Below are 26,718 nucleotides of genomic sequence, written 5' to 3'. Positions count from 1 at the left end.
GTTACAGGGCGCCCTTCGTCGAGGGGAGGATGCCGGCGGCGCGCGGGTCGCGCTCGGAGGCGTAGCGCAGGGCACGGGCGAGGGCCTTGAACTGGCACTCGACGATGTGGTGCGCGTTGCGCCCGTACGGGACGTGGACGTGCAGCGCTATCTGCGCCTGGGCGACGAAGGACTCCAGGATGTGCCGGGTCATCGTGGTGTCGTAGGAGCCGATCATCGGCGCCATGTTCTCGGGCTCGGTGTGCACCAGGTAGGGGCGGCCGGAGAGGTCGACGGTGACCTGGGCGAGCGACTCGTCCAGCGGGACGGTGCAGTTGCCGAAGCGGTAGATGCCGACCTTGTCGCCGAGGGCCTGCTTGAAGGCCGCGCCCAGCGCGAGGGCGGTGTCCTCGATGGTGTGGTGCGAGTCGATGTGGAGGTCGCCGTCGGTCTTCACGGTCAGGTCGAACAGACCGTGCCTGCCGAGCTGGTCGAGCATGTGGTCGTAGAAGCCGACCCCGGTCGACACGTCGACCTTTCCGGTGCCGTCGAGGTCGATCTCGACGACGACGGACGTCTCCTTGGTGGTGCGCTCAACGCGGCCTACGCGGCTCATGCGTTCTGCTCCTTCTTCAGCTCACGAACCGCGTCGAGGAACGCGTCGTTCTCTTCGGGGGTGCCGGCGGTGACCCGCAGCCAGCCCGGTACGCCATTGTCCCGGACCAGGACGCCCCGGTCGAGGATCTTCCGCCAGGCCTCGTGGGAGCCCTCGGCCCCGTCGAAGCGGCCGAACTGGACGAAGTTGGCGTCGGACTCGGTGACCTCGTAGCCGGTGGCACGCAGCTCGGCGACCAGCCGGTCGCGCTCGGCCTTGAGCTGCTCGACGTACCCGAGGAGGGTGTCGGTGTGCTCCAGGGCGGCGAGCGCGGTGGCCTGGGTGACGGCGGAGAGGTGGTAGGGCAGGCGGACCAGCTGGACGGCGTCGACCACGGCGGGGTGGGCGGCAAGGTAGCCCAGACGCAGTCCGGCGGCGCCGAAGGCCTTGGACATGGTCCGGGAGATCACCAGGTTCGGGCGGCCCTCGATCAGGGGCAGCAGCGAGTCCCGGTGGCTGAACTCCACGTAGGCCTCGTCGACCACCACCAGCGAGGGCTTGGCGGCCTGGGCCGCCTCGTACAGCGCGAGGACGGTCTCCGCCTCGACCGCCGTGCCCGTGGGGTTGTTGGGCGAGGTGACGAAGACGACGTCCGGCGCGTTCTCGGCGATGGCCTGCTCGGCCGCCGCGAGGTCGATCGTGAAGTCCTCGTTGCGCGGACCGGAGATCCAGCCGGTGCCGGTGCCGCGGGCGATCAGGGCGTGCATCGAGTACGAGGGCTCGAAGCCGATCGCGGTGCGGCCGGGGCCGCCGAAGGTCTGCAGCAGCTGCTGGAGCACCTCGTTGGAGCCGTTGGCGGCCCACACGTTCTCCCGGGCGACCGGGTGCCCGCCCGTACGGGTGAGGTAGCGGGCCAGCTCGGTGCGCAGCTCGACGGCGTCCCGGTCGGGGTAGCGGTTGAGGCCGCGGGCGGCCTCGGCGACCCGCTCCGCGATCCGGGCCACCAGGGGCTCGGGCAGCGGGTAGGGGTTCTCGTTGGTGTTCAGCTGGACGGGCACGTCGAGCTGGGGCGCGCCGTAAGGGGACTTGCCCTTCAGCTCGTCACGGATCGGCAGGTCGTCGATCCCGATGGTCTTGCGCTGGGTCACTTGCTCTCGGGGACCTTCCATCCGAACCGTGCCTTGATCGCGGCGCCGTGGGCGGGCAGGTCCTCCGCCTCGGCGAGGGTCACCACGTGGTGGGCGACCTCGGCGAGGGCGTCGCGCGTGTAGTCCACGATGTGGACGCCACGGAGGAAGGACTGCACGGACAGGCCGGAGGAGTGGCAGGCGCAGCCGCCGGTGGGCAGCACGTGGTTGGAGCCCGCGCAGTAGTCGCCGAGGGAGACCGGCGCCCAGGGGCCGACGAAGATCGCGCCCGCGTTGCGGACCCGGTCGGCGACGGCGGCGGCGTCGGCGGTCTGGATCTCCAGGTGCTCGGCGCCGTAGGCGTCGACGACCTTGAGGCCGTCGGCGAGGTCACTGACGAGGACGATCGCGGACTGCTTTCCGGCCAGTGCCGGGACGATCCGGTCGTCGACGTGCTTGGAGGCGGCGACCTGGGTCTTCAGCTCGGCCTCGGTGGCCGCGGCCAGCTCCTCGGAGTCGGTGACGAGGACGGAGGCGGCCATCGGGTCGTGCTCGGCCTGGCTGATCAGGTCGGCGGCGACGTGGACCGGGTCGGCGGTGGAGTCCGCGAGGATCGCGATCTCGGTCGGTCCGGCCTCGGCGTCGATGCCGATGCGGCCCTTGAGGAGGCGCTTGGCGGCGGCGACGTAGATGTTGCCGGGGCCGGTGACCAGGTTGACGGGGGCGCAGCCGGGCTCGCCGGCGGTGCCCTCGGTGCCGTACGCGAACATGGCGACGGCCTGGGCGCCGCCGGCGGCGTAGACCTCGTCGACGCCCAGCAGGGCGCAGGCGGCCAGGATGGTGGGGTGCGGCAGTCCGCCGAACTCCTTCTGCGGGGGCGAGGCGATGGCGACGCCCTCGACACCGGCTTCCTGGGCCGGGACGACGTTCATCACGACGGAGGACGGGTAGACGGAGCGGCCGCCCGGCACGTAGAGGCCGACGCGCTCGACGGGGATCCACTTCTCGGTGACCGTGCCGCCGGGCACGACCTGGGTCGTGTGGGTGGTGCGGCGCTGCTCGCGGTGGACGAGGCGGGCGCGCCGGATGGACTCCTCGAGGGCCGCGCGGACGGCGGGGTCGAGCTCGTCGAGGGCGCGGGTGATCGCCTCGGCCGGGACGCGCAGGCTCGCGACCCGCACGCCGTCGAATTTCTCCCCGTAGTCGATCACTGCCGCCGCGCCATGATGCCGTACGTCCTCGCAGATCGGCCGCACCGTCTCCAGGGCGGCTTCCACGTCGAACTCGGCACGGGGCAGCAGGTCACGCAGGGCGGAACCCTCGGGGAGGGCCTCGCCGCGCAGATCGATTCGAGAGATCACGGGTCAATTCTCTCAGACGGCCCACGGCGCCGGACGCCCGTATCACTGGCTGATACGGGCCACACTGGCGTCTTGTCGCCACTCCTGACCGTTAGCGTTCAGTCCGTCACTCAGCGGGAAGAACGGCTGTACGAATCCGGGGAAGCGGAATCGTGGGAAGCGAGGGGGCGGCAGTGACCGAGCCGCGCGAGGACGACGGGATGCCGGAGGGCCTGACCCGGCCGGAGCGGGTCATGTGGAGGGCGTTCCGGGTGGGCGGGACGTGCGACCTGAGGGAGGGGATCGCCGAGCGGGACGACCCGTTCGCGCTGCGGACGGCGTGGGGGCCGGCGCGCAGCGTCCGGGCGGAGATCGTGGCCCTGCTGCTGCTCGACGGGCCGCCGGCGGTGTCCGGGCGCGTCGCGGCGCTGAAGCTGCGCGGGGCGCGGATCACCGGTGTGCTGTACCTCGCGGGCGGCACGATAGGGCCGTACGTGGAGCTGCACGGCTGCCGCTTCGACAGCGAGGTGGTGCTCCCCGAGGCCCGCTTCGGGACGCTGCGGATGGTGGAGTGCGCGATACCGCGCCTGGAGGCGGCGCGGCTGCACACGGAGGGCGACCTGCATCTGCCGCGCTGCCGGGTGGAGCGGGGCATCCGGCTGACGGACGCGCAGATCGGCACGGACCTGCTGATCAACCAGATCCGGGTGTGGCCGGACCGGCGGGGCCGGGCGATCACGGCGGACGGCATGGTGGTCGCGCAGGACCTGCAGGCCGAGCTGATCGAGACGTACGGGGAGGTGAGCCTGCGCGGCGCGAAGGTCGGCGTGTCGCTGAGCCTGCGGGGCAGCGTGCTGCGCGGCGCCCAGCAGCGCCGCGCTCTCAACGCGCCGCAGCTGACGGTGGAGCGCACGCTCTACCTGAACGCGGCCTGGGTCTACGAGACCTCGGGGAACGCGACGGCCACCCCGCCCTACGGGGTGACGCCGGCGCAGGGCGCACGGCGCAAACCGGTCGAGTGCCACGGCGGGGTGCGGCTGGACGACGGCCGCTTCGGCGACTCGGTCGACCTGCACTACGCCCGGTTCGTGCTCGACGGCTCGCGCCGGGAGGAGCTGTCGCTGCGCCGGATCGTGACCCCGGAGCTGCGGTTCAACGGGGAGCGCCCCGAGGAGGGCCGGGTGGTGCTCAACGGGGCGAAGGTGGTGACGCTGATCGACCTGGCCGGCAGCTGGCCGGGCCCGGGCGGGCTCGCCATGGGCGGCTTCGTCTACGAGAACCTGGTGCCGTACGGGCACTTCCCGCTGGCCCGGCGCCTGGAGTGGGTCGCGGCGGCCACCCCGGAGTACGCGCCGGAGCCGTACGAGCGCCTGGCGACGGTGCTGCGCGGCAGCGGGGAGGACGCGGACGCCCGCGAGGTGCTGCTCGCCAAGCAGCGGCGGCGGCGCGAGACGCTTCCGCTGGCCGGGAAGCTGTGGGGCTATGTCCAGGACCTGGCGGTGGCCTACGGCTACCGGCCCGGCCGGGCGGCGCTGTGGATGGCCATCCTCTGGGCGGCGGGCACGGTGGCCTTCTCGCGTTACGACGCGGTGCCGCTGAAACCGGGCGAGTCGCCGCACTGGAACGCCACGCTGTACGCGCTCGACCTGCTGCTTCCGGTGATCGACCTGGGACAGGTGGGCTACTGGCGGCTGGAGGGCTTCTGGCAGTGGGCGTCCACGGTGCTGATCCTGCTGGGCTGGGTGCTCGCCACGACGGTGGCGGCGGGCGCGTCGCGGCTCCTCCGCAGGGGCTGACCGCTTCCGGTTGTGCGGACGGGGGGTGGTGTGCGCACCGATTCGCCCCTTTCTTTACGCTGTCTTGACCCCCGTCAGCACAACCTTCCCGCCGCCACCAAAGCTTCACAGTCCCCCACTGGCGCGGCCCTCACCTGCGGTTTTCAATGTTTCGCACCATGTCACTGCTCCGCGCCCTGATCGGCACCTCCCGCATGGTCCGGCACGCCCCGCGGCTCGCCGCCGCCCTCGCGCCGGACGACGACGTGCTGCTCGACGCGCCGGACGGGCGACTGGCCCCGGCGCTGGTCGCCGCGGCCCTCGCCGACCCGGAGCCGGCGGCCAAGCTGCTCGCCACCACCCGGGACGCCGCCGAGTGGGAGGACCGGGACCGCTACGTCACGCGCCTGAGCGCCTTCGCGTACCGCAGGGACGGCTGGCTCCGGCACTGGCTGTCGACCGCCCCGCGCGACCCGGACGCCCTGCTCGTGAAGGCGCAGCTCGCGGTCCGCCGGGCCTGGGAGTCACCCGCCAGGGCCGAGCGGCTGCGCGAGCTCGGGCCGCTGATCGAGGCCGCCGCCGAGGCCGCGCCGCGCGACCCGGTGCCGTGGCGGCTCGCCCTGGACCACGCGCGCGGCACCCACGCCGGGCACACGGTCTTCGAGGCGCTGTGGGAGCAGGCCGTGCGCCGCGCCCCGCACCACTACGGCAGCCATGTGGCCGCGCTGAAGTACCTGTCGGCGCAGTGGTACGGCTCGCACCGCGAGTGCTTCGACTTCGCCGAGCAGGCCGCGGAGGACGCGCTGCCCGGCTCGCTCGCCCAGGCCCTGCCGGTGCGGGCGGCCTTCGCCCAGCTGCTCGCCGGACCCGGCCCCGAGCACGGCGTGCCCGCCGACCGCATCGACGCGGCGGTCGACCGGGCCCTCGCGCTGTCGGCGGAGTACCCGGCGGGCGACCTGTGGCCGGCCGAGGTGCGCAACCTGCTGGTGCACGTCCTGGTGGAGCGCGGCCGCTGGCACGACGCCCTCGCCGAGTTCGGCCGGATCGGGCGGCAGGCCATCTCGTTCCCGTGGACGCTGGTCGCCGAGGACCCGCTGTGCGGCTTCCTGGACGCACGCGCCCTCGCCGTGCGGGAGGTGGCGCGGCGCACTCCGCTGGGCGCGCCGGCCGGGCGGCCGCCGGAGGTCCCTCCGGCCGTTGCGGGACGGGCCGACGGGGGCGGGCCCGGCGGCCATTACGCTTGACCGCTGTGACCACCGCCCGTCTGCCTCTCTTCCCGCTCAACACGGTGCTGTTCCCGGGGCTCGTGCTGCCGCTGAACGTCTTCGAGGAGCGTTATCGCGCCATGATGCGCGAGCTGCTCCGCACGGACGAGTCCGAGCCGCGGCGCTTCGCCGTCGTGGCGATCCGCGACGGCCGCGAGGTCGCGCCGACGGCGCCGGGCCTGCCGGACCAGACGGCGCTGCCGGAGAAGGGTCCCGCGGCCGGTTTCGGCCCGGACCCGATCCAGGCCTTCCACCGGGTCGGCTGTGTGGCCGACGCGGCGTCGATCCGGCAGCGCGCGGACGGCGGCTTCGAGGTGATGGTCACCGGGACCGTCCGCGTGAAGCTGCTCTCGGTCGACGCGAGCGGCCCCTTCCTCACCGCGGAGGTGGAGGAGATCCCCGAGGAGCGGGGCGAGGAGGCGGAGGCGCTGGCCGAGGGCGTGCTGCGCGCCTTCCGCTCGTACCAGAAGCGGCTCGCGGGGGCCCGGGAGCGGTCGATGACGACGAGCGAGCTGCCGGACGACCCCTCGGTCGTGTCGTACCTGGTCGCCGCGGCGGCCGTCCTCGACATCCCGGCCAAGCAGCGGCTGCTCCAGGCGCCGGACACGGCGACCCGGCTGCGCGAGGAGCTGACCCTGCTCCGCTCGGAGACGGCGGTGCTGCGCCATCTCCCGTCGCTCCCGGCGGTGGAGCTGACCCGCGCGCCGACCAGCCCGAACTGAGGAGGGCCCTCCGTGGCGAAGAAGCAGAAGAAGAACGGCGGCGGCACCCCGGCGACGGTGGCGCTGACGGCCGCGGGCACGCCGTACACGCTGCACGCGTACGAGCACGACCCGGCGAGCCCGTCGTACGGCGAGGAGGCGGCCGAGGCCCTGGGCGTCTCCCCCGACCGGGTGTTCAAGACGCTGGTCGCGGACGTGGACGGCGAGCTGACGGTCGCCGTCGTCCCGGTCGCCGGGCAGCTCGACCTGAAGGCGCTGGCCTCGGCGGTCGGCGGCAAGCGGGCGGCGATGGCGGACCCGGCGGCGGCCGAGCGCACCACCGGCTACGTACGCGGCGGCATCTCGCCGCTCGGCCAGCGCAAGCGGCTGCGCACGGTCCTGGACGACTCGGCGTCCGGGCACGCGACGATCTGCATCTCGGCAGGCCGCCGCGGCCTGGAGGTCGAGCTGGCGCCGGCGGACCTCGCGGCCCTGACCGGCGCGGTGCTGGCACCCATCGGCCGCGGCTGACGCGGACACCCGGCGACGGCGGGCCCGCGCGGCACCCCGGACCCGGCGGTCAGGCCGCCGGCGGCTTCGGCACCGGCGGCCAGGTCCCGTCCTCGGGCTCCGGGTCGCGCGGTCCGAACAGGGCGGTCAGGCCGAGGTGGACGATCATCGCGGCGACGGGCCAGGCCAGCATCGCCGCGGCCCACATCTTGAGCTCCAGCGGCGCCTCGAAGAACACGTCGGGGCCGACCGCCTTCGCGTGGGCGACGACGTTGCGCTCCGGGCCGAACCAGACGCCCACGCCCCAGCCGAGGAGCGAGCCGAGGACACCGCCGGCCGCGAGGCCGAGGACGAGCGCGACGCCGCCGTGCCGGTGGAACAGGAAGACCAGGACCGCGGCGAGCACGCCGAAGCCGAGGGCGATCAGGACGAACGTCCCGTCCATGCCGATGGCCGACTCGCCCTCGCTGTTTTTGAGGTAGACCGCCTTGCCGTCGGAGAACAGCGTCACCCGCGGCGCGAGCCACAGCCACAGCAGACCGAGCAGCGCTCCGGCCACCACGGACGCGGCGACCACCACGGCGGACTGCCGCAGCTCGGTCGCCGTGCTCGGGGCGCCGCCGGATGCGGGCGGCACCGGGTCGGGCGCGGGCCAGGCGGAGTCGTGCGGCGGCTGGTGCGGCGGAGTCAGAGGTGCGGTCACGACGCCATCGTGCCAGGTACGGCTGTGAGCCGCCTCAGCGGACCGGGACCCGCGGCGGCCCCGGGGCCCCGTCCGGCCCCGGCCGGCCGGCGGCCCCTCAGCGGACCGCGGCCCTCCGGTACGCCCAGGTCGCGATCGCGAGCGAGACGACGCCCACCGCCCCGCACACCGCGAGGTCGAGGCAGACCGCCGTCCAGTCCGGGTGGCCGTCGAAGGTACGGGCCAGGGCCTCCACCCCGTACGTGGAGGGCATCAGGTCCCGTGCCCAGCCGATCGGCGTGGGCAGCCGCTCGGCGGGCAGCACGCCGAGCAGCAGCGCCGCCGACATGCCGAGCTGGCCGAGCAGGGTGGCCAGCTCCTGCCGCGGGGCGAGGAGGCCGAGCGCCGCGCCGAGCCCGGCGAGCGCGGCCCCGGACAGCGGCACCACCGCCGCGAGGATCCACAGGTGGCCGAGCGGAAGCCCGAAGAGCACCGAGCCGGCGACCGCGGTCACCACCGTCCCGGGCACGGTGAAGGAGGCGTAGGCGCCCGCCGCGCCGAGCACCACGGCCGCGGGCGGCACGGGCAGCGTCGCGTAGTGGTCGAGCCCGCCGCTCGCACGCAGCTGCCCGAAGTACTGGGCGAGCAGGTTGAGCGCCACGAAGGCCACGACGAGGACGGAGGAGCCGGCGACCACGGCGCGGGCCTCCGAGCCGCCGTCCACGACGCCCCGCATCAGGACCATGATCCCGATCGACTGGAAGGTCGCCACGAAGAGCAGCGGGATCCGGGCGACCCGGGCGCGCGAGAGCTGGGCGCGGTAGACGGCGCCGAGCGCGGGGAACAGCCGGGCGCGCGGGGCGAGCGGTGCCGCGTCCGGCTCCTCTTCGCGGGCCTGGCCGACGGGCACGCCGGCCGTGAGGGCCTCGGCGGGCAGGGTGCTCAACTCGTCCAGCTCCTGACGGTCGACCCGTACGCGTACGGGTACGTCATGCGGTGCGTCATGCCTTCACCAGTCCCCGGGTCTCGCCGCCGAGCGCCAGGTACACGTCCTCCAGGCTGGGCGTCGCCAGGGTGAAGTCGTCCAGGGCCGCGAAGGCCGCCCCGCCGGTCACCGCGGCGACCGCGGCGCGGGCCTCGTCCGGGGCGAGCCGGAGCACCCAGCGGCGGCCGGACTCCTGCGCGGAGGTGCGCAGCGCGGCGACCTCGGGGACGTCCAGCGGGGGGCGCTCGCGCCAGACGAGTTCGACCCGCACCTCGCCCGCGACCCGCTCCTTGAGTCCGGCGGGTGTGTCGCAGGCGATGACCCGGCCGCGGTCGAGGACGGCGACCCGGTCGAGGACGGTCTCGGCCTCGATGACGTTGTGGGTGACGAGCAGGACGGTGGTGCCGTGGTCGGCGCGCCGCCGGTCGACGGCGGCCCAGACGGCCCGGCGGGCGACCGGGTCCATGCCGGTGGTGGGTTCGTCGAGGACGAGCACGGGCCGCTCGCCGACGAGGGCGGCGGCGACGCAGGCAAGCCGGCGCTGGCCGCCGGAGAGCTTCTTCAGGGGCCGGCCGGCAAGCTCGCCGAGGCCCAGCTCGTCGAGGACGGCGTCGCGCTCGGCGCGGGCCTCGCGGATGCCGAGGCCGCGCAGCCGGCCGGTGGTCTCGGCGGCGAGGGCGACGGTCAGCTCGTCGAGGGCCGTGGACTCCTGGCCGAGGTACGCGAGGAGCCGGGCGGCCCGCTCGGGGTGGCGGACCAGGTCGTGGCCGAGCATCCGGACGGTGCCGGAGTCGGGGCGCATGAGGCCGGTGAGCTGGCGGACGAGGGTGGACTTGCCGGCGCCGTTGGGGCCGAGCAGGCCGAAGATCTCGCCGCCGCGCACATCGAGGCTGATCCCGTCGGTGGCCCGTACCTCGGGGGTCGCGGGCGTGCCGCGTCTGCCGCGTGTGGCGGGGTACGTCTTCACCAGGTCCCGCACCGCGCACACCGTACTCACAAGGGATGAGCCTACGGGGTCCCCCGGCTCTCCTCGGGCGCGGGGGCGTGCTGTGCGGCGGCGTGGACGTCGATCTCGCGCCAGAAGCCGGCCCGGATCGCGTAGCGGTCGTGCTCGTCGATCTGGTCGTCCTTGTGGGCGAGCAGACCGAAGCGGGCCGCGTAGCGGAGGAGTTCGCCGTCGATGCGGTGCGGGATGCGCGGGTACATGGTGGCGAGCTTCGGGACGTGGCCGGGCTCGGGGAGCCGGTCGAGCCAGCGGCGGGCGAAGACCTGGCCGACCTCGTAGGGGTCGCCGCCGACGGTGGTGATGTCCTCCTCGCGGTCGGCCCAGCGCTGCTCGGCGCTGGTGAGCTGGGCGAGGGTGGGCAGGGACGCGGTCTCGGCGGGCTCGCCGAGGGGCGGGGCGGGGCGGTCGATCCAGCCCTTGTCGGAGGACCAGCGCAGGGTGGCGCCGTGTGCGTTCGGCGCGGCCGTCAGGGTGGGGCCGCGCAGGGCGGCGAGGTCCTTGGGGGTGGGGACGTTCCGGGCGCCGGCGGGCGCCGGGACGCCGGTGCCGTTGACCGGCTCGCCCGTGGGGGCCGGCTCGGGGTCCGGGGCCTCGGCGGGAGCGGCGGGCGCGGACGCGGCGGAGCCGTTGTGCGCGGCCGCGGCGGCCCGCTCGGCGGAGGCGGCGAGGGCGGACTCGGGCAGCGGCGCGGAGAGGATCGCGGCGATCTCGGGGCGGGGCGCGGGCTGCGGGGCGCACAGTCCGGCGAGGTCCCGGGCGCGGATGGCCCGGGTGATCCAGGCCCGGTCGAGGACGCGGCGCTCGTCGGCCTCGGCGACCAGGTCCTCCGACTGGTTGTAGTCGCCGTCGGCGGCCTGGACGGCCCACAGGTGGACGGCGACGCCGTGTTCCTTGGCGGACATCAGGCCGGGCAGCAGGTCGCCGTCGCCGGTGACGAGGACGATGTCGGAGCAGGCGCGGTTGCGGGAGAGCTCGGTGAGCTCGGTGTGCATGGCCGCGTCGACGCCCTTCTGGGCCCAGCGGCCGTCGCTGCGGGTCAGGGCGCCCAGCCGGACGGTGACGCGGGGCATGACGCGCAGCCGGCGGTGCTCGGGCTGCGGCACCCGGTCGGGGGCGCCGTCGAACCAGTAGATCCGCAGCAGGGGCTGCCGGGTGTCGGCCTCGGCGCGTTCGCGCAGCTGCTGGACGAGTGCGGCGTGGTCGACGGTGATCCGCGAGCGGGCCGGTTCTCCGGCGAGGAGGCTGGCGGCGGCGCCAAGGAGGTAGCCGGCATCCACCAGGACGACGCATCGGTCCACGTGTTCCACCCTCTTTCGGAAAGCGCTTCGGGAAGCTTCGGGAAGCCCTGCGGGAACCTCGGGATCGGAAGTGCTCCGGGTTCCTCCGAGTCTGCCCGACCGCGGTGGGGTTGACGTCCGGAACTGGATCATCGGCGTGGCGGATCTCACGTGAGGGTGCTCGAGAGGGGCGTTTACCGTCCGTAATGATCCAAAATGCGGCGCTTCCTGCCGTGTGTGAGTCTGACAGCGGCCCTGGCCCCCACACCCCCTTGAGGAGGCATCATCACCATGGCCAAGAACCGGAAGCAGGACCGCAGTCAGCAGCGCGGCTCGCAGGCCGAGCGCGGTGCGCAGCAGGCCCAGCAGTCTTCGATGGAGTCCCAGGCCGATCAGCGCGCCGCCCAGGTCACCCCGGGCGACATGGCCCGCAAGGGCCGGCAGAAGCGTTTCGGCCACAACTGACGAGCCGACGGCAGACAGCCGACGGCGCGCGAGCCGACGGCAAAGGGGCGCGCCCGTGACGACGGGCGCGCCCCTTGCGCGTGCGGCGGGTGCGCGTCCCCTGCGCGTGCGGCGGGGTCCGGGCGACCGGACCGGGTCCGCTATCCGGCCAGGCAGGACGGGCCGAGCAGCACCTTGAGGTCGCCGAAGAGCGCCGGGTCGGGCTGGACCCGGTGCCGGTCGAGCCGGAGCACGGTGGTCGAGCGCGGCCCCTGGAGCTTGATCCGGACCTCGGTGTTGCCCTTGTGGTGCTGGAGGATCTCGCCCAGGCGGCTGATCATCGGCGGGGTGACCTTGACCGTCGGGATGGTCAGGATGACCGGCGCGTTGGTGCCCGCGTTCGACAGGTCCGGGACCATCAGCTCCATGGCGACCAGACGGGGGACGTCCTCGCGCTTGTCGAGCCGCCCCTTGACGAAGACGACCGCGTCCTCGACCAGCTGGGTGGAGACCAGCTGGTAGGTGGCCGGGAAGAACATGCACTCGATGGAGCCGGCCAGGTCCTCGACGGTGGCGATGGCCCAGGCGTTGCCCTGCTTGGTCATCTTCCGCTGGAGGCCGGAGATGATGCCGCCGATGGTGACGACCGCGCCGTCCGCGTGCTCGCCGCCGGTGAGCTGGGAGATGCCGGCGTCGGTCTTGTCGGACAGGACGTGCTCGAGGCCGAAGAGCGGGTGGTCGGAGACGTAGAGGCCGAGCATCTCGCGCTCCTGGGCGAGCAGGTAGGCCTTCTCCCACTCGACGTCGGAGAACTCGACGTCGAGGCCGAAGCCCGGCTCGTCGCCGCCCTCGTCGCCCATGCCGCCGAAGAGGTCGAACTGACCCTCGGCCTCCTTGCGCTTGACCGCAACCACGGTGTCGATCATGGGCTCGTGCTGGGCGACCAGGCCCTTGCGGGTGTGGCCCATGGTGTCGAAGGCGCCGGCCTTGATCAGCGACTCGATGGTCCGCTTGTTGCAGACCACGGCCTCGACCTTGTCGAGGAAGTCGGGGAAGGAGCTGTACTTTCCCTTGCTCTTGCGGGTCTTGATGATCGACTCGACGACGTTGGCGCCGACGTTGCGGACGGCCGTGAGGCCGAAGAGGATCACGTCGTCGCCCTGGGCGGCGAAGTTCGACTCGGACTCGTTGACGTTCGGCGGGAGCACCTTGATGCCCATGCGGCGGCACTCGTTCAGGTAGACGGCGGACTTGTCCTTGTCGTCCTTGACCGAGGTGAGCAGTCCCGCCATGTACTCGGCCGGGTAGTTCGCCTTGAGGTACGCGGTCCAGTAGGAGACCAGGCCGTACGCGGCGGAGTGCGCCTTGTTGAAGGCGTAGCCGGCGAAGGGGACCAGGACGTCCCAGAGGGCCTGGATGGCCTCGTCGCTGTAGCCGTTCTTCTGGGCGCCGGCCTGGAAGATGGTGAAGTTCTTCGCCAGCTCGTCGGGCTTCTTCTTGCCCATGACGCGGCGGAGGATGTCGGCCTCGCCGAGCGAGTAGCCGGCGATGATCTGGGCGGCCTTCTGCACCTGCTCCTGGTACACGATCAGGCCGTAGGTGACGTCGAGGACCTCCTTGAGGGGCTCCTCCAGCTCCGGGTGGATCGGAGTGATCTCCTGCTGCTTGTTCTTGCGCAGGGCGTAGTTCGTGTGCGAGTTCATGCCCATCGGGCCCGGGCGGTAGAGCGCGGACACGGCGGAGATGTCTTCGAAGTTGTCGGGCTTCATCAGCCGCAGCAGGGACCGCATGGGGCCGCCGTCGAACTGGAAGACGCCGAGGGTGTCGCCGCGCTGGAGCAGTTCGAAGGTCTTCGGGTCGTCCAGCGGCAGGGCGAGCAGGTCGAGCTCGATGCCCTTGTTGGCCTTCACCATCTTGACGGCGTCGTCCATGATGGTCAGGTTCCGCAGGCCCAGGAAGTCCATCTTCAGCAGGCCGAGCGACTCGCACTGCGGGTAGTCCCACTGCGTGATGGTGACGCCGTCCGTGTGCCGCACCCAGATCGGGGCGTGGTCGACGATCGGCTCGCTGGACATGATCACACCGGCGGCGTGCACGCCCATCTGCCGGACCAGGCCCTCGACGCCCTTGGCGGTGTCGATGACCTTCTTCACGTCCGGCTCGTTCTCGTACATCGCCCGGATCTCGCCCGCCTCGCTGTAGCGGGGGTGACTGGGGTTGGTGATGCCGTCGAGGTCGATGCCCTTGCCGAGGACGTCGGCGGGCATGGCCTTGGTGAGCCGGTCGCCCATCGCGTACGGGTAGCCGAGGACGCGGGCGGAGTCCTTGATCGCGTTCTTCGCCTTGATCTTGCCGTAGGTGCCGATCATGGCGACCTTGTCGGCGCCGTACTTCTCGGTCACGTACCGGATCACCTCGACGCGCCGGCGCTCGTCGAAGTCGATGTCGACATCGGGCATCGAGATGCGCTCGGGGTTGAGGAAGCGCTCGAAGATCAGGCCGTGCGGGATGGGGTCGAGGTCGGTGATGCCCATGGCGTACGCGACGATCGAGCCGGCCGCGGAGCCTCGGCCGGGTCCCACGGCGATGCCCTGCTTCTTCGCCCACATGATGAAGTCGGCGACGACGAGGAAGTAGCCCGGGAAGCCCATCGAGATGATGGTGTCCATCTCGTACTCGACCTGCTTCATGCGGTCCTCGGGGATCCCGTTCGGGAAACGGCGGTGCATGCCCCGCATGGTCTCCTCGCGGAACCAGCTGACCTCGGTGTAGCCCTCCGGGATGTCGAACTTCGGCATGAGGTTCTTGGCCTCGAACATGCCGGTGGTGTCGATCTGTTCGGCGACCAGGAGGGTGTTGGCGCAGCCCTCCTGCCAGGCGTCCGAGGAGTCGATGGCGTACATCTCGTCCGTGGACTTCAGGTAGTAGCCGGTGCCGTCGAACTTGAAGCGGTCCGGGTCCGAGAGGTTCTTGCCGGTCTGGATGCACAGCAGGGCGTCGTGGGCGCCGGCCTCGTGCGCGTAGGTGTAGTGCGAGTCGTTGGTGACCAGCGGCGGGATGCCGAGCTTCTTGCCGATCTCCAGGAGGCCGTCGCGGACCCGGCGCTCGATCTCGATGCCGTGGTCCATCAGCTCCAGGAAGTACCGGTCCTTGCCGAAGATGTCCTGGTACTCGGAGGCGGACTTCAGGGCCTCGTCGAACTGGCCGAGGCGCAGCCGGGTCTGGAGCTCGCCGGAGGGGCAGCCGGTGGAGGCGATCAGGCCCTCCGACCACTGGGAGATGGTCTCCTTGTCCATGCGCGGCCACTTCTGCAGCCAGCCCTCGGCGTACGCGTCGGAGGACAGCCGGAAGAGGTTGTGCAGGCCGGTGGCGTTCGCCGCCCAGATCGTCTTGTGGGTGTAACCGCCCGAACCGGAGACGTCGTCCTTCTTCTGGTGCGGCTGGCCCCACTGGATCTTCCGCTTGTTGCGGCGGGACTCCGGGGCTACGTAGGCCTCGATGCCGATGATCGGCGTCACACCGGCCTTCTTGGCGCTGTGGAAGAAGTCGTAGGCGCCATGGAGGTTTCCGTGGTCGGACATGGCGATATGGGTCATGCCCATCTCGTTGCACGCGTTGAACATGTCCTTCAGCCGCGCGGCACCGTCCAGCAGGGAGTACTGGGTGTGGACGTGGAGGTGCGTGAAGGGCGGCTTGGTCACGGGGGATGCCTCCGATGAACTTCTGGGGGGTCAGCGTGGAAGTCTACGTCGCCCGACCGACAGTGGCCGGGCACTCGTGGGTACCGTCGCGCGTTGGGAGACAGAGAACACCTGTCCCATTTGTCATGCACAATTTTCAGCCATACCCCGCGCGGCCCGCACCCCGCGCTCCCCACCAGGAGGCTTCCTCGATGCCGGTCCCCCAGCCCACCGCCGCCGAGCGCGGTGAGCAGATCCTCGCCGTCTTCGACACCGCCTTCGGCGAGCTGCTCGCGGCCGACCCCGCCGCCTTCAAGGTCAAGTTCCGGAAGATGGCCGGTTCCGCCTTCGCCTTCTACCGGGGCACGGCCTGCCTGTTCTACAAGGACCTGGAGCGCGAGGCCCACGGCGGTCCCTACCTGGACGAGCGGACCGGCCGGGTGTGGATCCACGGCGACCTGCACGCCGAGAACTTCGGCACCTACCTGGACGCCAACGGCCGGCTGATCTTCAACGTCAACGACTTCGACGAGGCCTATGTCGGCCCCTTCACCTGGGACCTCAAGCGGCTCGCCGCCTCCCTGGCCCTGATCGGCTACGCCAAGGCGCTCAGCGACCGGCAGATCACCGAACTCGTCCGGATCTTCGCCGCCTCCTACCGGGAGCGGATCCACGCGCTGGCGACCGGCGCCAAGAGCGACGAGATCGCGCCCTTCACCCTGGACAGCGCCCAGGGCCCGCTGCTCGACGCGCTGCGCGAGGCCCGCTCGCTGACCCGCTTCGGGCTGCTCGACTCGATGACCGAGATCCGCGAGTTCGAGCGCCGCTTCAGCGCGGGCGGCGGCTCCATGGAGCTGGACGCGGCCACCCGCTACAAGGTGCTCGCCGCCTTCGACGGCTACCTGGAGACGCTGCCGGAGTCGAGCCTGGCCCGCCCGGACTCGTACCGGGTCAAGGACGTCGTCGGCCGCCGCGGCATCGGTATCGGCTCGGCTGGCCTGCCCTCGTACAACATCCTCCTCGAGGGCAACAGCGACGCCCTGGAGAACGACGTCGTCATCTACATGAAGCAGGCGCAGACCCCGGCGGTCTCCCGCCATGTGACGGACGCGGCGGTGCGGGCCTACTTCCACCACGAGGGCCACCGCACCGTGATCTCGCAGCGGGCGCTGCAGGCGCACGCCGACCCGTGGCTGGGGTGGACGGAGCTCGACGGCACCGGACAGCTCGTGGCCGAGGTCTCGCCGTACGCGGTGGACCTGGACTGGTCGGACATCGACGACCCGGAGGAGATCGCGGCGACCGTCGCCGACCTCGGCCGGGCGACGGCGGCCATGCACGCGGCGGCGGACGACTCCAGCGGCCACTCCCTGGTGCCGTTCTCGACCGAGCGGGCCATCGACGCGGCCATCGCGGCCGACGAGGAGGGCTTCGCCGAGCTCCTGGTGGACTTCGCCCACGCGTACGGGGCACGCGCGCGTGCCGACCACCAGATCTTCGTGGACCTGTTCCGCAACGGCCGGATCCCGGGCCTGTAGCGGGCGCGGGAGGGGCCCGGAGGCGCCTCACAGCTCGGCCTTAGGGACGCCTTACGGCCGGGCATGGCACACTTCCACGGCGATGAACATGGCAGGAATCCAGATGAGAGCCCTCCGGGCGGCGTTCTTCACGGCACTGGTCGTGACGCTGTCCGTGGCCTCGCACGTCCTGCTCTCCGGGGTGCCGCTGCCGCTCGGTGCGGTCGTCCCGGTCGCCGCGGCCGTCTTCGCGGCGGCGTTCGCCCTGGCCGGCCGCGAGCGCGGCTTCGGTCCCATCGCCGGGCTCCTCGTCCCGCTCGAACTGGCCGCCGACACGCTCTTCACCAGCGGGCAGGCCGCCTGTTACGGGCCCGCCGGCGGACCGGTCGCCGGTTCGCTGCGCGCGGTCGGCTTCGACGTGGACGCGCTGTGCGGCGGCGCCGTCGGCGGCCCGCTGCCGGGCGTGGCGGCTCCCGGGACCGGTACGGCCGCGGCCCTCCTGAGCTCGCCCGATCCCGCCGTGCCCTGGCTGCTGCTCGCCGCCCACGTGGCGGTCGGACTGGGCGCGGCCTCCTGGCTGCGCGGCGGCGAGCGGGCCCTCGCCCGGCTGCTGCGGGCGGCCGTGGCCTTCGCCTTCCGGCCGCTGCTCGTGGCGGCGGCCTTCTTCCGCGCCGCCGGGGCCCGCCCGCGGCGCGCCGGGCACCCCGTGGACCGGCCGCGCCGGTCCCGCACCCGGCTCTTCGCGCATTCCGTGGGGCGGCGGGGACCGCCTCGCAGCGCGCGCCCGGGGCGTACGGCTCCGGCCGGCGCGCCCGTACCCGCGCTCGTGCCCGCCCTCGTCTGAGCGACCCGCTCGACGGGCGGCACGCGGCGGGCAGTGCGCGCCTTCCCTCCCTTTCTCCCTTTTCTTCTCCCCGTCACGGAGTGCAGGACCATGAGCAAGCGCAACAGCCAGGCAAACAAGGCGGCCGCCCGCGAGCGGCTGCGGATCGAGCGCGAGAAGCAGGCCAAGAAGGAGAAGGCCCGCCGCCAGGTGATCGTCGCCGGATCGGCGCTCGGCATCCTCGCGATCGCCGGCGGCATCGGCTACGCGGTCGTCCAGGCGAGCAAGCCCGGCGCCTGGGAGACCGCCGCCGACGCGAAGAACGTCACGGCGCCGAAGAACACCGAGGGCACGGACGGCACGACCGTGGTCCTCGGCAAGCCGGAGGCCAAGCAGACGCTGGAGATCTACGAGGACTCCCGCTGCCCGGTGTGCGCGACCTTCGAGCAGAGCGTGGGCGCCACCGTCGAGAAGGACGTCGCCGACGGCAAGTACAAGCTCAAGTACGTGGGCGCGACCTTCATCGACAACGCCGACCAGGGCGAGGGCTCCAAGAACGCCCTGTCCGCGCTGGGCGCGGCCCTGGACGTGAGCCCGGAGGCCTTCCTGAAGTACAAGGCGGCGCTGTACTCGACGAAGTTCCACCCCGAGGAGAGCCAGGACAAGTTCGCCAAGGACTCCTACCTGCTGGAGGTGGCCGACTCCGTCCCGGTGCTGAAGGGCAACGCGGAGTTCAGGAAGAACGTCGAGAACGGCACCTTCGACGCCTGGGCGATGAAGATGTCCAAGGCCTTCGACGAGAGCGGGGTGCGCGGCACGCCGACGCTGAAGATGGGCGACAAGACGCTGACGGCCGAGGGCAGCGACAACCCGCCGCTGACGGTGGAGCAGTTCAACGCGGCGCTCGGGAAGGTCCTGAAGGGCTGACGCCCGCGCACCCGAACGGCCCCGGTAGCCCCTGGAGTTCACTGCTCCGGGGGCTTTCCCGTACCTCGGACGGGCGTCCGACGGGTGTCGACGGGTGTCCGACGCGTGTCCGACGTGCGCCTGACGGAGGCCTGAGGGACGCCTGACCAGGCGGTCCGGTGCGGGCCGGGAGGAACGGTCCGGGAAGAGTGGGCGAACATTTGCGCAGAGGTCTGCCAGTTCGCCCTACCAGTCGGTAATCTGACGGCCCGTGACCAGTCGTAACCACATATCCGCCCCCAGCCGCCGCACCGTGGTGAAGGCCGCCGCCGTGACGGCCGTCGCCGCGCCTGCGCTGGTGGCCGCCGCCTCGCCCGCACTCGCCGATGCCGGGGCGCCCTCCTTCCTGCACGGTGTCGCCTCCGGCGACCCGCTGCCCGACGGCGTCCTCCTCTGGACGCGCGTCACCCCCACTCCCGACGCCCTGCCCGGTTCCGGCCGGGGCCCTGACGTCACGGTCGGCTGGGAGCTGGCCGAGGACCGCGACTTCGCCCGTACGGTGACGAGCGGCACCGCCGTCGCCGGCGCCGCCTCCGACCACACCGTGAAGGTGGACGTCCGGGGCCTGCGGCCCGCCACGGCCTACTGGTTCCGCTTCACCGCGGGCGGGACCGTCTCCCCCGTCGGCCGCACCCGTACCGCGCCCGCCGCCGACGCGGCCGCGCCGGGAGTCCGCTTCGGCGTGGTGTCCTGCGCCAACTGGGAGGCCGGGTACTTCTCCGCGTACCGCCACCTGGCCACCCGGACCGACCTGGACGCGATCCTCCATCTCGGCGACTACATCTACGAGTACGGCACCGGCTCCTACCCCGAGGCCGAGTACACCGTCCGGCAGCACCAGCCGGCGCACGAGATCGTCTCGCTCGCCGACTACCGGCTGCGGCACGCCACCTACAAGTCGGACGCCGACCTCCAGGCACTGCACGCGGCGCACCCGGTCGTGGCGATCTGGGACGACCACGAGTTCGCCAACGACGCCTGGTCGGGCGGGGCCGAGAACCACACGCCCGGGACCGAGGGCGCCTGGGCGGACCGGGTCGCGGCGGCCAAGCGGGCGTACTTCGAGTGGATGCCCGTGCGCGCCTCCACCGAGGGCACGGTCTACCGGCGGCTGCGCTTCGGCCGCCTGGCCGATCTGCATCTGCTCGACCTCCGCTCCTTCCGCTCGCAGCAGGCGGGCGTGGGCAGCGGCAAGGTGGACGACCCGGAGCGCTCGATCACCGGGCGGGCACAGCTGGACTGGCTGAAGTCCGGCCTTTCGGCCTCGGACGCGACCTGGCAGCTGGTGGGCACGTCCGTGATGATCTCGCCGGTGGCCTTCGGCGCGCTGCCGGCCGACCTGCTCGGCCCGCTGGCCGAGTTGCTCGGGCTGCCGCAGGAGGGTCTGGCGATCAACGTCGACCAGTGGGACGGCTACACGGACGACCGCAAGGAGCTCCTGAAGCACCTGACGGACCGGGGCATCCGCAACACGGTCTTCCTGACCGGTGACATCCACATGGCCTGGGCCAACGACGTGCCGGTGAAGGCCTCGACCTATCCGCTGTCGGGCTCGGCGGCGACGGAGTTCGTGGTGACCTCGGTGACCTCGGACAACCTCGACGACCTGCTGCACGTGGCGCCGGGCACGCTCTCGGTGGTGGCCGCGGGCGCGATCAAGGCCGCCAACCGCCATGTGAAGTGGGTGGACATGGACCACCACGGGTACGGCGTGCTCGACGTGACCGCCGAGCGTTCGCAGATGGACTACTACACGGTCTCCGACCGGTCGGACCGGGACGCGACGGCGGCCTGGGCGCGTTCGTATCGCACGCTGACCGGAACGCAGCGTGTCGAGCGGGTGTACCAGCCGGTGCGCTGACGGAGACCACTGGACATCGCTACGGCGATTTTCAGCCATGATCTTTCGTGTTAACGGAAGATCACATCACTACGGCGGGTGGTGAGTTCGGAGGATCGAATCCGGACACACCACCCGCCTTCGGCGTCTCTTCTGTTACGTCCACGTCTCAAACTCCGGAAGCGGCGCAAGTTTTTCTTCCCGATGATCCGATTTGCCCGACGAATGATTGGGCTTGATCAATCCTCAACGACATATGACATGGACGCGTAATCTCCCCGGCGGTGGCGAGGAAGTACCTCTCCCCAACCCCCACGAGGAGTCACCCGTGCGTGCTCTTGCCCGTATATCCCCGCGTATGTCACGTCGTATGCTCGGCACCGCCGTCATGGCCGGAACCCTGGCCCTGGCCCCGCTGTCCGCCCCGGCGGCCGCCCCGTCGACCGCCACCCTGGCCGGCGCCTCCGCCGAGAAGTGCGAGGACGGCACCGCCGCCCTGTCCGGCGCGCGCAAGGCCAAGGGTGACGCCCACAAGGCCGAGCCCAACGAGGTCACCGCCGACCAGGCCAAGGCCATGGACGCGGACCTGAAGAAGAGAGTCGCCGAGGCCCGCCTGTCCGGCCGTGCCGACGCCTCCGGCGCCCTCGGCGCCACCGCGGTCTCGATCCCCGTCTACTTCCACGTCGTCCACAGCGGCACGACGGGCAAGCTCAGCGCGACCGACATCAACAACCAGCTCGCCGTCCTCAACGCCGCCTACGGCGGCCAGGGCACCGGCAACGTGAACTCGGGCTTCCAGTTCACCCTGGCCGGAACCGACTACACGGACAACGCCAGCTGGTACAACCTGGCCTCCGGCTCCACCGCCGAGAAGCAGATGAAGCAGACCCTGCGCAAGGGCGGCGCCAACGCGCTGAACTTCTACACCGCCAACCTCAGCGGCGGCCTGCTCGGCTGGGCGACCTTCCCGTCCTCCTACCAGTCCAACCCGTCGATGGACGGTGTCGTCGTCCTCGACACCTCGCTGCCCGGTGGCTCCGCCGCCAACTACAACGAGGGCGACACCGCGACCCACGAGGTCGGCCACTGGCTGGGCCTCTACCACACCTTCCAGGGCGGCTGCAACGGCAACGGCGACTACGTCGCCGACACCCCGGCCGAGAAGAGCGCTGCCTACCAGTGCCCGACCGGCCGTGACTCGTGCGCGTCCAAGACCGGTGTGGACCCGATCCACAACTTCATGGACTACACGTACGACTCCTGCATGTACCAGTTCACCGCCGGCCAGGTGGCCCGCATGAACGACGCCTGGACCGCGTACCGCGCCTGACGGACCGTCCGGACACAGACGTGGCCCCCGGGGAACCGCTCCCCGGGGGCCACGCCCCTTTTCCCGTACGGGCCTACAGGCTGTCCAGGAACGACAGCGCCACCGCCCAGGTCCGCTCCGCCGCCTCCGCGTCGTAGTCCGGCAGCTCCGGGTCGGTGTACAGGTGGCCGGCGCCGCGGTAGCGGTAGACCTCCACGTCCGCGCCCGCCCTGCGCATCTGCAGGTACCACGCCGACAGCCAGTCGTCCGTCTCGAACGGGTCCGGCTCGGCCACGTGGAGCTGCACCGGAAGCTCGTCCACCGAGGCCGACTCGGCGATGTCCGAGGTCCCGTGGAACAGCAGCAGGCCGCGCGCCTTCTCGTCGCCGAGCGCCAGCGTCTGCGCCACCGAGGCACCGAAGGAGAGGCCCATGTACACCAGGCCCCGCTCCGAGTAGGGCGCCGTCGCGAGGACGGCCCGCTTCAGCAGCTCGTCCTTGCCGATCCCGTCCCGGAGTTCCATGCCCTCCTCCACGGTCCCCACCGTCCGGCCGTCGAAGAGGTCGGGCGTCCACACCTGGTGCCCGGCGGCGCGGAGGCGCTCGGCGGCGGCCTCGACGGAAGGGGTCAGTCCGTAGACGGAGTGGAAGAGCATGATGTCCATGCGCCCCATCCTGCCACCCGCGGCCCGACGCCCCGGCCGCCCGCCGACCGTCCCGCCCCGCCGGGCCGGCGCGCTGTGCGGGAACGGCCCGGCGGCGCCTCAGCGCATGCTGCGCACGTCCAGCTGCCGCAGCACGCGGTCCACCACCTCCGGGTCCGCTCCCGGCTCGCTGCGCGCTGAGAGCACCGCGTGCCGGGCCGCCGACATCATCTCCTTCTGGATCCGCTGCACCGACCTCAGCCGCTCCACCCGCTGCGAGAACGCCGCCCGCCGCTCCTCGTCCACCATGTCCGGGCTGATCCGCGCCCCGATGTCGTAGGCCCCGCGCTGCAGCCTTTCGGCCACCTCCTCGGGCAGCTCCTCCAGCTCCTCGATCTCCTTCAGCCGGTGCTTGGCCGCCTTCGCCGCCCGGATCGCCAGATCCCGCTCGAAGGCCCGCTCGGCGTCCGTGTCCGCCTTCACACCGAGCGTGCGCACCAGCCAGGGCAGCGTGAGGCCCTGCACCACCAGGGTCGCGATGATCACGCAGAAGGCGATGAAGACCAGCTCGTCCCGGCCGGGGAAGGGCGAGCCGTCGTCCGTACGGAGCGGGATGGCGAGCGCGAGCGCCACCGAGGCCACCCCGCGCATCCCGGACCACCACATGACGACGGTCTCCCGCCAGCTCATCGGGATCTCCTCGGCGACGTCCCGGCGGTCGTGCATCCGCTGCGCCAGCCACGTGGCCGGCAGCAGCCACAGCAAGCGCACCCCGACCACCACCCCGACCACGGCCAGGCCCCACCCGAGCATCTGCGCCCCGCGCCCCTCGGCCACGCCGAAGACATGGACGAGCTCCAGACCGATCAGGCCGAAGGCGATGCCGGTGACCAGGGTGTCGACGACCTCCCAGAAGGTCTGGCCGGCCAGCCGCCCCATCACGTCGTCGGCGTCGGCCGCGTGCTCGGCCAGGAAGAGCGCCGTCAGGAGCACGGCGAGCACGCCGGAGCCGTGCAGCTCCTCGGCCAGGACGTAGGAGACGAAGGGCACGAGGAGGGTGAGCCCGGTCTGCAGGGTGGCGTCGCCGAGGAAGCCCATCAGCTTGTTGGCGGCCCAGCCGAGGGCGAGCCCCACGGCGACCGCGACGACGGCCGACAGGACCAGCTCGCCCAGCGCCTCGGGCCACGAGAAGCGGCCGCTGACCACCGCGGTGATCGCCACGTGGTAGAGCACGATCGCGGTGACGTCGTTGAACAGGCCCTCGCCCTCCAGGATCGACACGAGCCGCCGGGGCAGGCCGAGCGAGCCGGCCACCGCGGTCGCCGCGACCGGGTCGGGCGGCGCGACCAGCGCGCCGAGGGCCAGCGCGGCGGCCAGCGGGATCCCGGGCACCAGGGCGTCCGCGACGGCGCCGACGGCGGCCGTCGTGACGAACACCAGGGCCACCGCGAGCAGGAAGATCGGCCGTCTGTTGGCCGCGAACTGCCGCCAGGAGGTGCGCTGCACCGACGCGTAGAGCAGCGGCGGCAGGACCAGCGGAAGGATGAACTCGGGCGGGATGTCGACGTTCGGCACGAAGGGCAGGAAGGCCAGCACGATCCCGACGAGGGTCATCAGGACGGGGGCCGGCAGCCCGAGCCGGTCCCCGAGGGGGACCGTGAGCACGGCGCCGAGCAGCAGCAAGAACAGCAGGGCGAGCTGGTCCAAGACGTCCCTTTCGGCCTCACGGCAGGTCGGTGATCACCTTCTCACCCTGCCAGGCGAACCGGAGAGACATAGCATAAAAGGGACATTCCGCCAACTCGTCAGGAGGATGTCATGCAGATGAAGCGCATAGGGCGCGGCACGGCCGCTCTCGTACTGGCCATCACCGGCGTTCTCGGCGCCGGCTCGGCCGCGCTGGCGACCCCGCACCCGCCCACCAACGGCGGAAACGGCGGCGGCCAGAGCGGCCAGTGCACCGGACCCGCGGACGAGCGTCCGCACGGCTGCCACACCTGGAAGTAGCCGACACCACGATCAGCGAGCCCGGGGCGAGAACACCGTCCCCGGCGTCACACAGGGCCTGTTCCCCGCAGGCCCTCCTCTATGCCGGAACCCTGTGCCGGCACGGCGGCTCTTCCGCCCGCACCACGCTCCTCATGCCCGCGCGGCGGCTCTTCCGACGCCTACAGCGTCCGCCGCATCGCCCGGTGCGGCATCCCCGCGTCCGCGAACTCGGGACCGTAGGCCACGTACCCCAGCCGCTCGTAGAAGCCGAGGGCGTGCGTCTGCGCGTGCAGGTCGACGGCGCTCAGCCCGCGCTCACGGGCCGCTGCCTCGATGCCCCGCACCAGTGCCGCGCCCACCCCGAGGCCACGGGCGGCCTCGGCCACCGCGAGCCGCCCGAGCGAGCCCACCGACGCGTCGCCGCCGGTCTTGCCGACCGCGTCCGCCCCGAGGAGGAGCCGCCCGGTGCCCAGCGGCACACCGTCCGCGCGGACCGCCAGCACGTGCACGGCGGTCTCGTCGTACGCGTCGTACTCGAGCTCCTGCGGCACGCCCTGCTCGACCACGAAGACCTCACGGCGGACCGCGAAGCACGCGTCGCGGTCGTCGTTGCCCACGGCCTCCCGGACGTCGTACGGAGCCGGCTCCGGGGCGCTCACCGGCTCTCCGCGGCGATCCTGCCGAGGGCGGTCTCGAGGTCCGCCGGGTAGGTGCTCGCGAACTCGACCCACTGCCCGTCCCCGGGGTGCTCGAAGCCGAGGCGTACGGCGTGCAGCCACTGGCGGGTCAGGCCGAGGCGCTTGGCCATGGTCGGGTCGGCGCCGTACGTGAGGTCGCCGACGCACGGGTGACGGTGGGCGGACATGTGCACCCGGATCTGGTGGGTGCGGCCCGTCTCCAGCTTGATGTCGAGCAGCGAGGCCGCGCGGTAGGCCTCGATCAGGTCGTAGTGCGTCACGGACGGCTTGCCCTCGGCGGTCACGGCCCACTTGTAGTCGTGGTTCGGGTGCCGGCCGATCGGCGCGTCGATGGTGCCGCTCAGCGGGTCCGGGTGGCCCTGCACCAGGGCGTGGTAGCGCTTGTCGACCGTGCGCTCCTTGAACTGGCGCTTCAGCGACGTGTACGCGTACTCCGACTTCGCGACCACCATCAGACCGGAGGTGCCGACGTCGAGGCGGTGCACGATGCCCTGGCGCTCGGCGGCGCCGGAGGTGGAGATCCGGTAGCCGGCGGCGGCCAGGCCGCCGATCACGGTGGTGCCGGTCCAGCCGGGGCTGGGGTGGGCGGCCACGCCGACCGGCTTCATGATCACGACGATGTCGTCGTCGTCGTGGACGATCTCCATGCCCTCCACGGGCTCGGCCACCACCTGCACCGGGGCGGGCGCGCCGGGCATCTCGACCTCGAGCCACGCGCCGCCGCTGACCCGCTCGGACTTGCCGACGACGGAACCGTCGACCTGGACCTTGCCTGCGGCGGCCAGCTCGGCCGCCTTCGTACGGGAGAACCCGAACATGCGGGCGATGGCGGCGTCGACGCGCTCGCCCTCCAGGCCGTCGGGAACGGGCAGCGTGCGGATCTCGGGACTCGTGCTCACCCGTACGAGTATGCCTTGTGCGGCGAGTGCCCGGTCCGCCGCGCTCAGTCCTTGTGGACGGTGCCGTCGGGGTCCAGGCCCCGGAACGACAGCAGGACGATCAGGATGCCGCCGCACACGATCGCCGAGTCGGCCAGGTTGAAGACGGCGAAGTGGGCCGGCGCGATGAAGTCCACGACCGCGCCCTCGAAGACGCCGGGCGAGCGGAAGATCCGGTCCGTCAGGTTGCCCAGCGCGCCGCCGAGCAGCAGGCCGAGCGCGATCGCCCAGGGCAGGCTGTAGAGCTTGCGGGCCAGCCGGATGATCACCACGATGACCGCGGCCGCGATGCAGGTGAAGATGATCGTGAAGGCCTCGCCCATGCCGAAGGCGGCGCCGGGGTTGCGGACGGCCTCGAAGCGGAGCAGGTCGCCGATCACCCTGATCGGCTCGTGGCCCTCCAGCTTCGCCACCACGATCATCTTGCTGCCCAGGTCGAGGGCGTAGGCCAGCAGGGCCACCACGAACAGCGCGGCGATCTTCCGCTTCCCCTTCGGCTGCGGCCGCTCCTCGGGAGCGGCCGCCTCGTCGGCTCCTGCTGAATCCGGCGTACCGATGACGCTCTCCGCCTCTGCCACGTGAGTCCCTCAACCTAGGTGCCTGATGTGCACCGAGGGTACGTCACACCC

24 protein-coding genes are annotated in these 26,718 nt (G+C 72.2%); 11 read left to right on the top strand and 13 right to left on the bottom strand.

Annotated elements, in window-relative coordinates:
- Position 1: 1 nt before the first annotated feature.
- From hisB to hisD, 3 genes are read right to left on the bottom strand one after another with little or no spacing between them, the layout of a single operon-like run.
- Positions 2-595, bottom strand: coding sequence for an imidazoleglycerol-phosphate dehydratase HisB (hisB, locus tag ACFY8W_RS15590; RefSeq protein WP_030492957.1), 594 nt, complete (start codon positions 593-595; stop codon positions 2-4).
- Positions 592-1,722 (bottom strand): histidinol-phosphate transaminase, encoded by a 1,131-nt coding sequence (locus ACFY8W_RS15585; protein WP_391105029.1) that lies wholly within the window; start codon positions 1,720-1,722, stop codon positions 592-594. The genes hisB and ACFY8W_RS15585 overlap by 4 nt, the downstream gene beginning before the upstream one ends.
- Positions 1,719-3,062 carry a histidinol dehydrogenase gene (gene hisD / locus ACFY8W_RS15580; RefSeq protein WP_391105027.1) on the bottom strand — a complete coding sequence of 448 codons (1,344 nt, stop codon included), beginning with the start codon at positions 3,060-3,062 and terminating at the stop codon, positions 1,719-1,721. The genes ACFY8W_RS15585 and hisD overlap by 4 nt, the downstream gene beginning before the upstream one ends.
- 173 nt (positions 3,063-3,235) lie before the next feature.
- Here hisD and ACFY8W_RS15575 point away from each other — a divergent pair, with 173 nt between their 5' ends.
- From ACFY8W_RS15575 to ybaK, 4 genes are all read left to right on the top strand, one after another.
- Positions 3,236-4,837: an oxidoreductase gene (locus tag ACFY8W_RS15575; RefSeq protein ID WP_391105026.1), complete on the top strand. Its 1,602-nt coding sequence runs from the start codon at positions 3,236-3,238 to the stop codon at positions 4,835-4,837.
- Positions 4,838-4,983: 146 nt separating this feature from the next.
- Positions 4,984-6,060 carry a hypothetical protein gene (locus ACFY8W_RS15570; protein ID WP_391105024.1) on the top strand — a complete coding sequence of 359 codons (1,077 nt, stop codon included), beginning with the start codon at positions 4,984-4,986 and terminating at the stop codon, positions 6,058-6,060.
- Positions 6,061-6,065: 5 nt separating this feature from the next.
- Positions 6,066-6,803: an LON peptidase substrate-binding domain-containing protein gene (locus ACFY8W_RS15565; RefSeq protein ID WP_391105023.1), complete on the top strand. Its 738-nt coding sequence runs from the start codon at positions 6,066-6,068 to the stop codon at positions 6,801-6,803.
- A gap of 12 nt (positions 6,804-6,815) precedes the next feature.
- Complete coding sequence (ybaK, locus tag ACFY8W_RS15560) at positions 6,816-7,313, top strand: Cys-tRNA(Pro) deacylase (protein ID WP_391105021.1); 498 nt, start codon at positions 6,816-6,818, stop codon at positions 7,311-7,313.
- 49 nt (positions 7,314-7,362) lie between these two features.
- Here ybaK and ACFY8W_RS15555 read toward each other — a convergent pair whose 3' ends face one another.
- The 4 genes from ACFY8W_RS15555 to ACFY8W_RS15540 all read right to left on the bottom strand — a co-directional run bounded on the left by ACFY8W_RS15555 (position 7,363) and on the right by ACFY8W_RS15540 (position 11,272).
- Positions 7,363-7,995 (bottom strand): DUF2567 domain-containing protein, encoded by a 633-nt coding sequence (locus ACFY8W_RS15555; protein WP_391105019.1) that lies wholly within the window; start codon positions 7,993-7,995, stop codon positions 7,363-7,365.
- Positions 7,996-8,092: 97 nt separating this feature from the next.
- Entirely contained in the window at positions 8,093-8,920 is an 828-nt protein-coding gene (locus ACFY8W_RS15550) for an ABC transporter permease (protein WP_391105017.1), read from the bottom strand.
- Between the two features lie 55 nt (positions 8,921-8,975).
- Positions 8,976-9,947: an ATP-binding cassette domain-containing protein gene (locus tag ACFY8W_RS15545; protein WP_391105547.1), complete on the bottom strand. Its 972-nt coding sequence runs from the start codon at positions 9,945-9,947 to the stop codon at positions 8,976-8,978.
- Positions 9,948-9,967: 20 nt separating this feature from the next.
- The gene (locus ACFY8W_RS15540; protein ID WP_391105015.1) at positions 9,968-11,272 is read right to left on the bottom strand and encodes an NYN domain-containing protein; all 1,305 of its coding nucleotides are present in this window, start codon (positions 11,270-11,272) and stop codon (positions 9,968-9,970) included.
- 261 nt (positions 11,273-11,533) lie between these two features.
- Between ACFY8W_RS15540 and ACFY8W_RS15535 the strand changes: the two genes are divergently transcribed.
- Positions 11,534-11,707: a hypothetical protein gene (locus tag ACFY8W_RS15535; RefSeq protein WP_391105013.1), complete on the top strand. Its 174-nt coding sequence runs from the start codon at positions 11,534-11,536 to the stop codon at positions 11,705-11,707.
- 140 nt (positions 11,708-11,847) lie between these two features.
- Here ACFY8W_RS15535 and dnaE read toward each other — a convergent pair whose 3' ends face one another.
- A complete protein-coding gene (gene dnaE, locus ACFY8W_RS15530; RefSeq protein WP_391105011.1) occupies positions 11,848-15,387 on the bottom strand; it encodes a DNA polymerase III subunit alpha in 3,540 nt (1,179 codons plus the stop codon).
- Between the two features lie 191 nt (positions 15,388-15,578).
- Here dnaE and ACFY8W_RS15525 point away from each other — a divergent pair, with 191 nt between their 5' ends.
- From ACFY8W_RS15525 to ACFY8W_RS15505, 5 genes are all read left to right on the top strand, one after another.
- Positions 15,579-16,904, top strand: coding sequence for a DUF2252 family protein (locus tag ACFY8W_RS15525; RefSeq protein ID WP_391105009.1), 1,326 nt, complete (start codon positions 15,579-15,581; stop codon positions 16,902-16,904).
- Positions 16,905-16,986: 82 nt separating this feature from the next.
- On the top strand, positions 16,987-17,727 hold the full coding sequence (locus ACFY8W_RS15520) for a hypothetical protein (protein ID WP_391105007.1): 741 nt from the start codon (positions 16,987-16,989) through the stop codon (positions 17,725-17,727).
- Positions 17,728-17,817: 90 nt separating this feature from the next.
- Positions 17,818-18,633, top strand: coding sequence for a thioredoxin domain-containing protein (locus ACFY8W_RS15515; protein WP_391105005.1), 816 nt, complete (start codon positions 17,818-17,820; stop codon positions 18,631-18,633).
- 250 nt (positions 18,634-18,883) lie between these two features.
- On the top strand, positions 18,884-20,533 hold the full coding sequence (locus ACFY8W_RS15510) for an alkaline phosphatase D family protein (RefSeq protein WP_391105003.1): 1,650 nt from the start codon (positions 18,884-18,886) through the stop codon (positions 20,531-20,533).
- Between the two features lie 337 nt (positions 20,534-20,870).
- Positions 20,871-21,842, top strand: coding sequence for a M43 family zinc metalloprotease (locus tag ACFY8W_RS15505; RefSeq protein ID WP_391105001.1), 972 nt, complete (start codon positions 20,871-20,873; stop codon positions 21,840-21,842).
- Between the two features lie 73 nt (positions 21,843-21,915).
- Here ACFY8W_RS15505 and ACFY8W_RS15500 read toward each other — a convergent pair whose 3' ends face one another.
- Both ACFY8W_RS15500 and ACFY8W_RS15495 read right to left on the bottom strand, forming a co-directional pair.
- Entirely contained in the window at positions 21,916-22,485 is a 570-nt protein-coding gene (locus ACFY8W_RS15500; RefSeq protein WP_391104999.1) for a dienelactone hydrolase family protein, read from the bottom strand.
- A gap of 99 nt (positions 22,486-22,584) precedes the next feature.
- A complete protein-coding gene (locus ACFY8W_RS15495) occupies positions 22,585-24,171 on the bottom strand; it encodes a Na+/H+ antiporter (RefSeq protein WP_391104997.1) in 1,587 nt (528 codons plus the stop codon).
- Positions 24,172-24,282: 111 nt separating this feature from the next.
- Here ACFY8W_RS15495 and ACFY8W_RS15490 point away from each other — a divergent pair, with 111 nt between their 5' ends.
- Positions 24,283-24,471, top strand: coding sequence for a hypothetical protein (locus tag ACFY8W_RS15490; RefSeq protein ID WP_384422996.1), 189 nt, complete (start codon positions 24,283-24,285; stop codon positions 24,469-24,471).
- Positions 24,472-24,632: 161 nt separating this feature from the next.
- On the opposite strand, the gene ACFY8W_RS15485 is transcribed toward ACFY8W_RS15490, so the two are convergent.
- Genes ACFY8W_RS15485 through lspA form a run of 3 tightly spaced genes read right to left on the bottom strand, consistent with a single transcriptional unit; the run spans position 24,633 to position 26,667 of the window.
- Positions 24,633-25,112 carry a GNAT family N-acetyltransferase gene (locus ACFY8W_RS15485; protein WP_391104995.1) on the bottom strand — a complete coding sequence of 160 codons (480 nt, stop codon included), beginning with the start codon at positions 25,110-25,112 and terminating at the stop codon, positions 24,633-24,635.
- The gene (locus tag ACFY8W_RS15480) at positions 25,109-26,050 is read right to left on the bottom strand and encodes an RluA family pseudouridine synthase (RefSeq protein WP_391104993.1); all 942 of its coding nucleotides are present in this window, start codon (positions 26,048-26,050) and stop codon (positions 25,109-25,111) included. The genes ACFY8W_RS15485 and ACFY8W_RS15480 overlap by 4 nt, the downstream gene beginning before the upstream one ends.
- 44 nt (positions 26,051-26,094) lie before the next feature.
- Positions 26,095-26,667: a signal peptidase II gene (gene lspA, locus ACFY8W_RS15475; protein WP_391104991.1), complete on the bottom strand. Its 573-nt coding sequence runs from the start codon at positions 26,665-26,667 to the stop codon at positions 26,095-26,097.
- Positions 26,668-26,718: the final 51 nt, after the last annotated feature.

It is taken from the genome of Streptomyces sp. NPDC012637 (assembly GCF_042954805.1).
Taxonomy (GTDB): Bacteria; Actinomycetota; Actinomycetes; order Streptomycetales; family Streptomycetaceae; genus Streptomyces.
This window is presented reverse-complemented; position numbering and strand designations above follow the sequence as displayed.

Coding starts and splice junctions, on each gene's coding strand:
- hisB (WP_030492957.1), bottom strand. CDS start 595: ATGAGCCGCGTAGGCCGCGTTGAGCGCACCACCAAGGAGACGTCCGTC.
- ACFY8W_RS15570 (WP_391105024.1), top strand. CDS start 4,984: ATGTTTCGCACCATGTCACTGCTCCGCGCCCTGATCGGCACCTCCCGC.
- ACFY8W_RS15535 (WP_391105013.1), top strand. CDS start 11,534: ATGGCCAAGAACCGGAAGCAGGACCGCAGTCAGCAGCGCGGCTCGCAG.
- ACFY8W_RS15525 (WP_391105009.1), top strand. CDS start 15,579: ATGCCGGTCCCCCAGCCCACCGCCGCCGAGCGCGGTGAGCAGATCCTC.
- ACFY8W_RS15520 (WP_391105007.1), top strand. CDS start 16,987: ATGAACATGGCAGGAATCCAGATGAGAGCCCTCCGGGCGGCGTTCTTC.
- ACFY8W_RS15515 (WP_391105005.1), top strand. CDS start 17,818: ATGAGCAAGCGCAACAGCCAGGCAAACAAGGCGGCCGCCCGCGAGCGG.
- ACFY8W_RS15505 (WP_391105001.1), top strand. CDS start 20,871: ATGTCACGTCGTATGCTCGGCACCGCCGTCATGGCCGGAACCCTGGCC.
- ACFY8W_RS15500 (WP_391104999.1), bottom strand. CDS start 22,485: ATGGACATCATGCTCTTCCACTCCGTCTACGGACTGACCCCTTCCGTC.
- ACFY8W_RS15490 (WP_384422996.1), top strand. CDS start 24,283: ATGCAGATGAAGCGCATAGGGCGCGGCACGGCCGCTCTCGTACTGGCC.